General features: G+C 68.4%; 7 protein-coding genes. 3 read left to right on the top strand and 4 right to left on the bottom strand.

Translation table 11 applies throughout. From position 1 onward, the window contains the following. Positions 1-310: 310 nt before the first annotated feature. Positions 311-4,072: a DNA topoisomerase (ATP-hydrolyzing) gene (locus F9C11_RS00405; RefSeq protein WP_409182976.1), complete on the bottom strand. Its 3,762-nt coding sequence runs from the start codon at positions 4,070-4,072 to the stop codon at positions 311-313. 32 nt (positions 4,073-4,104) lie between these two features. Beyond that, positions 4,105-6,156: a type IIA DNA topoisomerase subunit B gene (locus tag F9C11_RS00400; protein WP_409182975.1), complete on the bottom strand. Its 2,052-nt coding sequence runs from the start codon at positions 6,154-6,156 to the stop codon at positions 4,105-4,107. 242 nt (positions 6,157-6,398) lie between these two features. Here F9C11_RS00400 and F9C11_RS00395 point away from each other — a divergent pair, with 242 nt between their 5' ends. Both F9C11_RS00395 and F9C11_RS00390 read left to right on the top strand, forming a co-directional pair. After that, positions 6,399-7,484: an LLM class flavin-dependent oxidoreductase gene (locus F9C11_RS00395; RefSeq protein ID WP_409182974.1), complete on the top strand. Its 1,086-nt coding sequence runs from the start codon at positions 6,399-6,401 to the stop codon at positions 7,482-7,484. Between the two features lie 22 nt (positions 7,485-7,506). Beyond that, positions 7,507-8,112, top strand: coding sequence for an FMN reductase (locus tag F9C11_RS00390; protein ID WP_409182973.1), 606 nt, complete (start codon positions 7,507-7,509; stop codon positions 8,110-8,112). 109 nt (positions 8,113-8,221) lie between these two features. On the opposite strand, the gene F9C11_RS00385 is transcribed toward F9C11_RS00390, so the two are convergent. Then, entirely contained in the window at positions 8,222-8,737 is a 516-nt protein-coding gene (locus tag F9C11_RS00385; RefSeq protein WP_409182972.1) for a GNAT family N-acetyltransferase, read from the bottom strand. A gap of 252 nt (positions 8,738-8,989) precedes the next feature. On the opposite strand from F9C11_RS00385, the gene F9C11_RS00380 reads away from it, so the two are divergent. Then, positions 8,990-9,418: a PGPGW domain-containing protein gene (locus tag F9C11_RS00380; protein ID WP_409182971.1), complete on the top strand. Its 429-nt coding sequence runs from the start codon at positions 8,990-8,992 to the stop codon at positions 9,416-9,418. 204 nt (positions 9,419-9,622) lie between these two features. Here the strand turns inward: F9C11_RS00380 and F9C11_RS00375 are convergent, their stop codons facing one another. After that, complete coding sequence (locus F9C11_RS00375) at positions 9,623-12,112, bottom strand: LamG-like jellyroll fold domain-containing protein (protein WP_409182970.1); 2,490 nt, start codon at positions 12,110-12,112, stop codon at positions 9,623-9,625. Positions 12,113-12,142: the final 30 nt, after the last annotated feature.

Genomic DNA, 12,142 nt, shown 5'->3' with positions numbered 1-12,142 from the left:
CTGGGTTGTGGCTCCAGCTTCGTTACAGCAGGGGTGGGAGCGAAGCGATGCGGGCGTCTGTACCAGCGCAGTCTGGCCGGGGCTCTTGCGCAGTTGCTCTCGCACCGCCGAACAACAGGCGTTGCGTCCACCTGTCGAGCCCTGCGGAGGATTAGAGCCTCCGCGCCCGAGCCGCGCCCGGTCACGCCCGAGCCGCGCCTTTCTCGGCCGGGCCGGAGCCGCCCGCACCGCTGAACGCACCTCCGCCGCCGGAGTCTGCGGGCGGAGGCGGTGAGGAGGGGTGGAATCCGTGCTGGATCCCACCCCCTTGCTAGCCGCGTTCGATGAGGTGGCCTACTACTTCTGGGCCTGGGTGGGCGTGGCCCGAGCCGTCGCGGCGGAGGTCTACTTCTGGGAGTTCTACTGGGTCTCCGGTGCGGCTCGCGCCTGCTGGGCGCGGGCCTACCCAGGCGACCTGGACCGCGGTTTCTCCCTTCAGGAAGCGGTGCGCTCGCACGCCGCCGGTGGCTCGGCCCTTTGCGGGGTATTCGCTGAAGGGCGTGACCTTGACGCTTTGGCCCGTTGCGGTGACGACCATTGGTTCGCCGTGTTCTTCGTCGTCCGTCCGGATGGCTCCGAAGAAGATCGCGGTGGCGTTCGCGGCCAGTTTCATGCCTGCCATGCCTCCGCTCTTCGTGCCTTGCGGGCGGATCAGGCTCGCGGCGAAGCGCAACAGGGACGAGTCCGACGAGATGAAGGCCAGGGTTTCGTTTCCGTCGGTCAGCCAGGTCGCGCCGATGATTTCGTCGCCGGGCTTGAGGCTGATGACCTCGAATTCGTCCGAGCGCACTGGCCAGTCCGGGGCGCATACCTTCACCACGCCGCCGCGCGTGCCGATGGCCAGGCCCGGCGAGTTGCCTGCTTGCTCGCCCAAGGGCGCGATTCCGACTACCCGCTCCCCCTTTTCCAGCGGTACCAGTTCTTTTGCCGCCATGCCGCCGCGCAACGACACCGTGCCTGCTTGTTCTGGCAACACCGGCAGGGGCAGCACGTCCGTCTTGAACGCGCGGCCTCGGCTGGTCACCAGAAGCACCTGGCCGCGCGCGGTGGTGTGCACGACGGCTGACACGGCGTCGTGTTTTACGCGGCCGTTTCGGCGGCGGACTTCCGATGCCTCTTCCGATTCCGCAGCCGTGCGGGCGACCAGGCCGGTGGCCGACAGGATCACCTGGCACGGGTCGTCCGCGACTTCCAGCGGGCCGGACGGCTTCGACGCGGCCAGGACTTCCTTCAGATCGCCGTCGATGAGGCGGGTGCGGCGGCCGGTGGGGAAGTCCTTCGCGATCTTCGCCAGTTCCGTCGACACGAGCTTCTTCAGGACCGACTCGTCCTCGAGGATCGTGGTCAGCTCGGCGATTTCCGCGCGCAGCTTTTCCTGTTCGCTTTCCAGCTCCAGGCGGTCGTACTTGGTGAGGCGGCGCAGCGGAGTGTCCAGGATGTAACTCGCCTGGGTCTCGGACAGCTTGAACTTCGTCATCAGGCCGTCCTTCGCGGCGGCCGCGTTTTCGCTTTCGCGGATCAGCCGGATGACCTTGTCGATGTTCAGCAGCGCGATCAGCAGACCGTCGACCAGGTGCAGCCGCTCTTCGCGCTTGCGCCGACGATAACGCGTGCGCCGCGTGACGACCTCGTAGCGGTGTTTCAGGAAGACTTCCAGCAGGGCCTTCAGGCCGAGCGTCTGCGGCTGGCCGTCGACGAGCACCAGGTTGTTGATGCCGAACGACTGCTCCAGCGGCGTGAGCCGGTACAGATCCGCCAGCAGTGCCTGCGGGTTGACGCCCACCTTGCACTCGATGACCAGCCGCGTGCCGTTCTCGCGGTCGGTGAGGTCCTTGACGTCCGCGATCCCGGTGAGCCGCTTGGACTTGTTGACCTCGTCGGTGATCTTCTCGATCACCTTCTCCGGCCCGACGCCGTACGGCAGCTCGGTCACCGTGATGGCCTGCCGCCCCCGGCTGCCCTCCAGCGGGCCGGTCTCGACGTTCGCGCGCATCCGCACCACGCCGCGGCCGGTTTCGTAGGCCTTGCGTACCTCGTCCAGCCCCAGCAGGCTGCCGCCGGTGGGCAGGTCGGGGCCGGGGATGTACTCCATCAGCTTGTCGAGCGTGGCGTTCGGATGGTTGATCAGCCACCGCGCGGCGCCGATCACCTCGCCGAGATTGTGCGGGATCATGTTGGTCGCCATGCCGACCGCGATCCCGGACGTGCCGTTGACCAGCAGGTTCGGATAGGCCGCCGGCAGCACCGAGGGCTCTTCGAGCGAACCGTCGTAGTTAGGCCGGAAGTCGACGGTGTCCTCGCCCAGCTCGCCGACGAGCAGCATCGCTTCGTTCGACATCCGGGCCTCGGTGTACCGCGAGGCGGCCGGTCCGTCGTCTGGGCTCCCGAAGTTTCCGTGCCCGTCGATCAACGGGGCGTTCATCGAGAAGTCCTGCGCCAGGCGGACCATCGCGTCGTAAATCGCGGTGTCGCCGTGCGGGTGGTATTTGCCCATGCAGTTGTGGACGACGAAACCCTCGGCCGCGAATTCGTGGTCTTCCGTGCCGACCTGAATGTCGTAAGTGACCTGGGGTTCGACCGGTTCGACGGAAACCACTTCGAGGAACGAGAATCCGTTCAGCGCGTCGAGCCGGTCCGCGAGAGGCGAACCGATCCTGCGCAATTTCTCGATCCAGCCGTCCTGGCGCGCCCGCGAAAGGCGGAAAGAACGGTCGGCCAGCGCGGTGCCGTGCCGGTCCTTTCCGTAGCGGACCGTCGCGCCGCTCGTCGCCGACAGCGACGCGCGGAATGCGGTGCCGGAAGTGTCGCGGAACCAGCCGCCGCCGCGATGAGCGGCGGAGAACTCGGCCATGACTTCCTTGTTGGGCAGCCGGTCGTTCCCCTGCTTTCCGCCGTACTCGTAAGCGATTTCCGCGAGTGTTTCGAGGCTGTCCTTCTTGTAGCCGACAGTGATCCACGGCAGCATGAGGTGCGCCAGCGCGGACGCGTCGGATCCGCTGACGGACAAGCCCAGCAGCGTCTTGTGGCCATTCTGCCTGGGGTTGCTCCAGTGATGGCCGTGGATGCCGAGGTCCGCGAGCATCGCGTACACCTGCCGGACGAGCTTTTCGCTCGTGCTGACGTAGACGATCTCGCGGTGGTTCTTCCGGACGTAGCCGTCGCCGTCGAAAAGTCCGGCGAGATACGGAGCCCACGAGGTCCGGTCCGAGAGGACTTCCGCGGGCACGTGCTTCGCGTCGCTGAGCGGTTTGCCCGCCGCGAGCAGGCCGTCGTGCCGGGCGAAGGTGAGGATGTGCTGGTCGCGCCATTCCGGTTTCGCGGCGGCCCGGCTCCCCCGGGACACTCGCACCCCGTTGGCCTGTGCCCACTCGTACACGGCGTCAAGCGGCTCGCGGTCGCACATGTGGATGCGGACTCGTCCGTCGGCGGTGATCAAGCCGAGCAGATAGGCGTACCGGTCCCCGCCGCGCGGCAGGCTTTCCCGCCTGCTGTTTCCGTACGCGACGGTCAGCCTGCCGGTCAGGTCGCGAGCGGCCGTCCAGTCCAGCGTCGAGTCGTCCGCCACCGTCCGGAACCGCTGCCCGGGGGTGACGAGCATGGTGTGGCCGTTCGACCAGGTGATGCGGACGAGTTCGTCCGGCGGGTTCTCGTACACCTCGGCGACGGGCACCGCCTTGCCGCGGCTGTCCAGCACCTGGTCGCCGATCTCGAGGGATTCGATCGGCCGGAGACCGCCGGGGGTCGACACCAGCGCGCCGCGCACGAAACAGTCGCCGACCACGCGGGACGACTTCACGTACGCGTGCGTCGGGCGGTAGCCGTTCTCGTTCATCGAGAACAGGATGCGGCGGTGCACCGGCTTCAGGCCGTCGCGCGCGTCCGGGAGGGCGCGCGAGTGGATCACCGAGTACGCGTATTCCAGGTACGAGTCTTCGATCTCCGTCTTCAGCGGGTTGTCGAAGACCTGCGCGCCCGGCGAGTCGAACGCGCTCGGGTCGACCCGGGTCACCGGGGTCTTGCTACGGCGAGCCATGGCTCACAACTCCTTGGGAACGAACGGAAAACTCAGACGTCGATGGCTTCGCGGTCGACGCGGTCGGACGATTCGACCAGCCAGTTGCGCCGCGGCTCGACCTTTTCGCCCATCAGCAGTTCCAGCGCCAGCTCCGCGGCCTCGACGTCCTCCAGCGTGATCCGCCGGACCGAGCGCGTCGCCGGGTTCATCGTGGTTTCCCACAGTTCGTCGGCGTCCATCTCGCCGAGGCCCTTGAACCGCGGCACCGGCGTGACGACCTGCTTGCCCGCCGCTTCGAGTTCGGCGACCTTCTGCTCCATCTCGCGCTGGGTGAAGGTGAAGACGGTCTCCGAACCGCGGCCCTTCGTGGTGATCTTGTGCAGCGGCGGCATGGCCGCGTACAGCCGGCCGTCCTCGATCACCGGGCGCATGTACTTCGCGAAGAGCGTGATCAGCAGCGTGCGGATGTGCGAACCGTCGACATCCGCGTCCGCCATCAGGATGACGCGGCCGTAGCGCATCGTGGACAGGTCGAACGTGCGGCCGGTGCCCGCGCCGAGCACCTGCACGATCGACGCGATCTCGGCGTTCTTCAGCGTGTCGCCGAGGGACGCCTTCTGCACGTTGAGGATCTTGCCGCGCAACGGAAGCAGCGCCTGGTACTCCGACACCCGCGCCATCCGCGCCGAGCCGAGCGCGCTGTCGCCCTCCACCAGGAACAGTTCGCTGCGCGAGACGCCGGTGGTGCGGCAGTCGACCAGCTTCGGCGGCATCGCCGCGCCCTCGAGCGCGGTTTTGCGCCGGGCGGCGTCCTTCTGCTGTTTCTGGGTGAGCCGCACGCGCGCCGCGTCGACCACCTTCTGCAGCACGATTTTGGCCTCGGACTTGGTTTTCCGGTCCTCGGTCCAAGCCCGCACCTGCTTGTCGACGATGCCCTGGAGGACGCGCGTGATGCCCGCCGTCGACAGTTCGTCCTTGGTCTGCGAGGTGAACTGCGGCTCCGGCAGCCGGACGTGGATCACCGCGGTCATGCCCTCCAGCACGTCCTCGGTGGTCGGCGGGTCCTCCTTCGCCTTCAGCAGCCCGCGCGTCTTGCCGATCGCGTCCACGATCGCCCGGGTGACCGCGCGGTCGAACCCGCGCCGGTGCGTGCCGCCGTGCACGTTGCGGATGGTGTTGGTGAAGCACTCCACGGTGCGCTCGTAGCCGGTGCCCCAGCGCAGCGCGACCTCGACCTCCGCGTGTCGCTCCACATTGGACTGCATGACGCCGTTGGCGTCCGCCGCGTTCTCCTTGTAGGTGCCCTCGCCGGTGATCATCAGCGTGCCGCAGACCGGCTTTTCGCTGTCCGGGGCGAGGAAGTCGACCATGTCCGCCAGCCCGTTCGGGAAGTGGAAGGTCTCCTCGTTGATGGTGTCCTCGAACGTGGTGCGCAGCACGTAGGTGACGCCGGGCACGAGGAACGCGGTGTTGCGCAGCTTCGTCCGCACGCCTTCGACGTCCAGCGCCGCGCCGGTTTCGAAGTACCGCGCGTCGTACCAGTAGCGGATGGACGTGCCGCTGCGCTCGCCGCGCTTCATCTTGCCGACCAGGTTGAGCCCGGAGCGGCGGGTGAACTTCGCCTTCGGGCCGGGGCCGGCGAACACGCCGGGCACGCCGTGCGCGAACGACATCTGGTGGACCTTGCCGTTCTGCTTCACCGTGACGTCGAAGCGGTGCGACAGCGCGTTCACCGCCGAAGCGCCGACGCCGTGCAGACCGCCGGACGTCTTGTACCCGGAGCCGCCGAACTTGCCGCCGGCGTGCAGCCGGGTCAGCACCAGTTCGACGCCGGAGAGGCCGGATTTGGCGTGCACGCCGGTGGGGATGCCGCGGCCGTCGTCGTCCACTTGGACGCTGCCGTCGGCGTGCAGGGTGACGACGATGCGCGTGGCATGGCCCGCCACCCCCTCGTCGGTGGAGTTGTCGACGACCTCGGAGAAGAGGTGGTTGATGCCTCGGCTGTCGGTGGAGCCGATGTACATCCCGGGGCGCTTGCGGACCGCCTCGAGTCCTTCGAGGTGGGTCAGGTCGTCGGCCCCGTACAGAGTCTCAGCGGTCACGAGGTCGTTCTCCCGGATCGAGGCGTGCTGTTCGGTGGGCAAACAGGTGGCCGGAGCAGGGGGCCCCGGGCCGTCACCGTACTGCAGGATATCCGCACCCCCTGACAGGAACTGGCCGCTGCGCCCCCGACGGCGTCCGGAGGCGTGTCCCAGGTCACCGGTATAGTCCTGCAGGAATACATCTTCCACGCGAGTAGTTGTGCCGACAAGCAAGGTAGGAAGCAACCGGCTAGGGAGCGGTCATGCAGTTCGGAATCTTCTCGGTGGGCGACGTCACGACCGACCCCACCACGGGCGTCACGCCCACGGAGCACGAGCGCATCAAGGCGATGGTCAGGATCGCGCTCAAGGCCGAGGAGGTCGGTCTCGACGTCTTCGCCGTCGGAGAGCACCACAATCCGCCGTTCGCCGCGCCGGCGAACCCCACCGTCCTGCTCTCGAACATCGCGGCGCGGACGGAGAAGATCGTCCTCTCCACGTCGACCACCCTGATCACCACGAACGACCCGGTGCGGCTGGCCGAGGACTACGCCATGCTGCAGCACCTGGCCGACGGGCGGCTCGACCTGATGATGGGCCGCGGCAACACCGGCCCGGTCTACCCGTGGTTCGGGCAGGACATCCGCCAGGGCATCCCGCTGGCCGTGGAGAACTACGCGCTGCTGCACCGGCTCTGGCGCGAGGAGGTCGTCGACTGGGAGGGCAAGTTCCGCACCCCGCTGCAGGGCTTCACCTCGACGCCGCGCCCGCTCGACGGCGTGCCGCCGTTCGTGTGGCACGGTTCGATCCGCAGCCCGGAGATCGCCGAGCAGGCCGCGTATTACGGCGACGGGTTCTTCGCGAACCACATCTTCTGGCCGACCTCGCACTTCCAGCAGCTGATCGCGTTCTACCGGCAGCGCTACGAGCACTACGGGCACGGCAAGGCCGACCAGGCCATCGTCGGGCTCGGCGGGCAGGCGTTCATCCGGCCGAAGTCGCAGGACGCGTGGAACGAGTTCCGGCCGTACTTCGACAACGCGCCGGTGTACGGGCACGGCCCGTCGCTGGAGGACTTCACCGAGCAGACGCCGCTGACCGTCGGCAGCCCGCAGGAGGTCATCGACAAGACGCTGACCTTCCGCGAGCACTTCGGCGACTATCAGCGCCAGCTGTTCCTGATGGACCACGCGGGGCTGCCGCTGAAGACCGTGCTGGAGCAGCTCGACCTGCTGGGCGAAGAGGTCGTGCCGGTGCTGCGCAAGGAACTGGAAGCGAAGCGCCCGGCGCACGTGCCGGAAGCGCCCACGCACGAATCGCTCAAGGCGGCTCAGGCCGTCACCGCCTGACCCGGGTTTAGGGGAGAAGGTCATGACTGCACGCACTGTCGCCGTGGTCACCGCGGGCTTGAGCCAGCCGTCGTCCACGAGGCTGCTGGCCGACCGGCTGGCCGAGGCCACCCGCGCCGCCCTCGTCGACGACGACGTGACGGTGAAGGTGTTCGAACTCCGCGACATCGCGGTCGACGTCACCAACAACATGCTCACCGGGTTCCCCAGCCCGCAGCTGCGGGAAGTGATCGACACCGTGACGCACGCCGACGGCTTGATCGCCGTGACGCCGGTGTTCACCGCTTCCTACAGCGGGCTGTTCAAATCGTTCTTCGACGTGCTGGACAAGGAAGCGCTCGACGGCAAACCGGTGCTGCTCGCCGCGACGGGCGGTACGGAACGGCATTCGCTGGCGCTCGACTTCGCGCTGCGCCCGCTCTTCGCCTACCTTCGCGCGACTGTGGTCCCGACCGGCGTGTACGCGGCGTCGTCGGATTGGGGCAGCGTCGAGGCGACGGGTGCGTTGCAGCAGCGGGTGGAGCGGGCTGGCCGCGAGCTGGCTCGGTTGGTCGCGGCGGCGCCGGAGGCGAAGCCGGATGACGAGTACGCGTCGGTGTCGTTCGAGCGGTTGCTGGCTGGTGAATAACGGCGGCTCCTAGTGGTTTCGCGGCGTCGGGTTCGCTGATGGGGGACCGGTGGGCCTCGAGGGTGATCCCGGCGTCGCGCAGCTTCGCGGTAAGCAGAAGACCTTCAGGTCAACCTGCCGGGGCCTGGGCGATGAGGACGGTGGCGCGCGTGGACCACCCCAGCGCCGCATAAAGCTGTTGCCCGGCCGCGGTGGCGACGAGAATCCCGGTGGTCGCGCCGTGTGCCACGGCGTTTTCCGCGAGGGAACTCATCACCACGCTGCCGAGACCGCGGCGGCGATGTTCCGGCACGGTTTCGATCCGGTCCGCGATCGCGTCGGTGCCGAGCACGGCCATGGTTCCTCGCGCCGCGACCCCCGAATCGGGATGGCGCAGCACGGTTTCGCACACCGTTGCGTGCCTGGCGGTCGTCCGGGTGTAGGGCGGCGGTGCGGTACGCGGTGGATGTCGGCGCAGCGGGATCGTCATGAGTGCTTCGCGTGCGTCCCGCAGCTTCAGCCCTGCCTCGCGCATGATCGACTCGGCTTCCTCCGGCCGGTTCGTCGGCACGGTCAGCCAGGTCGGGCGTGCGGCGGCAGCCACCTCTTCGGCGAGGCCGCGCAGGACCTCCGGTTCGGCGGACACCGCGCGACGATCTCGCGGTGCCGATCCGGTTGTTCGAGCAGGACGTGCAGCCCGCCGCGGGTTTCTTCGGCGGGACGGAATCCTCGGGACGCGCCCCATCCCGCCTGCCAGCGGCGGATGAGGTCAGGCAGTGATTCGACCACGCTGAGCAGCTAAGCATCCGGCACCGACAAAAACCGGCCGGTCCGCCTCGGGGGTCCAGTATGGACAGTCCAGCTGGCAGTACCGCGATCCCGGCGGCACACTGGCCCGATGGGATTGGGCAAGCCAGTGCGCCGGGTGCTCCTGTCGGTCGTCGGCGGGGCGCTGGTGGTCGTCGGGGTCGTGCTGCTCGTGCTGCCCGGGCCGGGACTGCTGCTGGTGCTCGCCGGGCTGCTGGTGCTGGCCTCGGAGTTCCCGGCGCTGCAGCGATTCGTCGACCCGGTGCGGACGCGGGCGATGAAAGCGGCGGAGGAGAGCGTGTCGTCGCCGCTGCGGATCGCCGGTTCGGTGCTGGCCGGGCTGGCGCTGCTGGCCGCGGGCATCGTGTGGGGGACGGTGCGGTCGCTGCCGCTCAGCGGGTGGAGTACCGGGACCAGCCTGATCCTGTCGAGTTTGATCTTGTTCGCGCTGCTGATCTGGAGTTACCGGCGGGTGCGGGCGAAGCGGGGAGCCTCAGGCGAGCACGGCGGCAAGGCCTAGGCAACCGCCTCCGCCGAGCGCGACGTCGGCGGTCGCTTGCGCGACAGGGTGGTCTTTCAGCTCCACGGGGGGACTAGAAAACCCACGCCCTCGCAAGGAAAAGCACCGTGAGCGCGAGAGAGCCGACGCACGCGGCGAACGGCACACCGGAAAAGAGAAGCGCCTGGACCCGCGAACTCGCAGGCCCAGGCGCTTTCCCTGACCTCAGGACGCGTACAGCTTCGCCACCTCCGCGGCGGACAACGCCCGGTCGTACAGGCGCACCTGGTCAACCGCCCCGTTCAGGAAGTCCACCGGGTTTCCGCCGTACTTCCCGCGGCCGATCACCGTGTGTCCGGTGGACGCCTCGCCCAGGCAAACGCTGCGCGACGCGGCCAGCTGGCCGTCCACGTACAGCGCCAGCTGCCCGGTAGCGGCATCGCGGACCCCGACCAGGTGGTACCAGCGGCCGGCTTCCGGTGTGAGCGGGGCGAGTGCCCGGGTGCCCACGAAGCTGAACGCCAGCTTGTGGTCCGCGCCGGAATACTGCAGGAAGAACGCGCTGTGGTCGTTCCCGTCCTGGCTCACCACGGTCTGGAAACCGTCGCCGACCGCGGTGAACTTCACCCATGCGGCGACGCTGTAGCTCAGGTCGGTCTTCACCAGCGCGGCACCGGTGTCCGCGTACTGGCCGGAGCCGTTCACCGCCAGGGCCGAGCCGCTGTGGCCGGCGGTCCAGGAAGCGCCGCCGACGAGCGTCGCGTCGTGATGGCCCACCGGGTCCGCCGCGGTGGTGCCGCCGTTCTCGTCGAACGGGTACGCGGCGATTCCGTCGATCCCGGGCGTGCCGGGCGGGATCACCGGACCCTGTTGCGGCGAGCCGTCGACGCCCTTGATCACCGACAGGTTCGCGGCCCGGACAGCGGCGAAGTCCATCTTCTTCACTTGCCGGTCGTAGGTGAAGAAGCCGTTGACCTCCTTCTCCACGTCGGTGGTTTGCGTGTACACCCCGGCCGACACGCCGCATTGCCGTCCGGCGAGCAGCAGGCGTTGCTGGAGTTCGGCGTAGCGACGGGTGAGCGTGGCGCTGTCCGGCTCCATCTCGTACGCGAAGCTGCCGGCCGGGTCGAACTGGTGTCCGTCGACCTTCAGTCCGAGGCCGCCGTATTCGCCGTCGACCGCGGCGCGGTGCGCGTCCGGCACGGGGGTTCCCGGGCCGGTGTAGGTGTGGTCGTCGTAGAGATCGCCGCGGCCGCTGTCGGGTTCGGACCGGCAGCAGTTCACGCCGGACTCAGCGTCCACCAGCCGCGTCGGGTCCCAGGCCTTGACCTGGTCGGCGATCCGGCCGACGGCGTAGTCGCCCCAGCCCTCGTTGAACGGCACCCAGGTGACGATCGACGGGAAACTCCGGTGCTGGTCGATCATCCGGTGCAGTTCGGATTCGAAGTTCGCCTGCGCCGCGGGCGTCGCGTCGATGTCGTCCTTCATCGCGGGCATGTCCTGCCACACCAGCAGCCCGAGTTTGTCCGCGTAGTAGTACCAGCGGTCCGGTTCGACCTTGATGTGCTTGCGCACCATGTTGAACCCGAGCGCCTTTTCCTGTTCCAGATCGAACTTCAGCGCCGCGTCGGTCGGTGCGGTGTAGATGCCGTCCGGCCAGAAACCCTGGTCCAGCGGGCCGAGCTGCATCACGAACTTGCCGTTCAGCAGCATCCGCTGCTTGCCGTCCGCGGTCTTGCCGACGGACACCGACCGCAGCCCGAAGTACGAGCCGACGCTGTCGCCGGAGGACAGGGAGACGCGCAGGTCGTACAGGAACGGATCGTCCGGCGTCCACAGACGCGGCTTGTTTATCTTGAGCTTCAACGGAGTGTTCGCCGGTCCGGACGCGACGCCGACGACACGGCCGCGGTCGTAGGCGACGGCTTGCACGCGTTGTTTCACCGGGCCGCCCACGACGGCGTTCACCGTGACCGAACCGCTGGCGACGTCCGGGGTGGTGTCCACCCGCGAGAGGTGCGCCGGGGCCACCGGTTCCATCCAGACGGTCTGCCAGATGCCGGACGTCGGGGTGTAGAAGATGCCGTCGCCGGGTTTGCGCTGCTTGCCGAGCGGTTGCCCGCCCGCGTCGTTCGGATCCGTGACGCCGACGACGATTTCCTGGTCTTTCCCGGTGGTCAACGCGTTGGTGACGTCCGCGGAAAACGCGTCGTACCCGCCGGTGTGCCGGGCGACCTGATGGCCGTTGACCCACACCGTGGTGTCGTAGTCGACGGCCTGGAAGTGCAGGAGCAACCGCTGGTCCCGCCCGCCGACGTGCCAGTTCTTCGGCACCTGGAAGGTCCGCCGGTACCACATCGACGTTTCGTGCCGCATGATTCCGGACAGCGCCGATTCGACCGGGTACGGCACGAGGATGCGTTCGTCGAGGCTGCGCTTGATCGGCGGCGAGTCGCCCGGTTTGGCGGCGGAGAATTCCCAGACGCCGTTGAGGTTTTGCCAGTTGTCCCGGGTCATTTGCGGCCGCGGGTATTCGGGAAGGGCGTTGTCCGGGGAGACCTGGTTGGTCCACGGGGTGGTCAGGGGCGGGGTGAGGCGGTGCCACTGCGGCGGATCGGCCGCGGCGGCGGGGACACTCGACAACCCGGACACGGCCACGGCGAGCGCGGCGGCTGCCGTGGCCAGGCGGCCGGGTCTGCGGGCAGGACGGACCATCGTCGAACCTCCTACTGACAGGTGGATCAG

The organism is Amycolatopsis sp. VS8301801F10, assembly GCF_046195355.1.
GTDB lineage: Bacteria > Actinomycetota > Actinomycetes > Mycobacteriales > Pseudonocardiaceae > Amycolatopsis.
The sequence above is the reverse complement of the archived record's forward strand: the minus strand, read 5'-3'. Positions and strand labels throughout refer to the sequence as shown.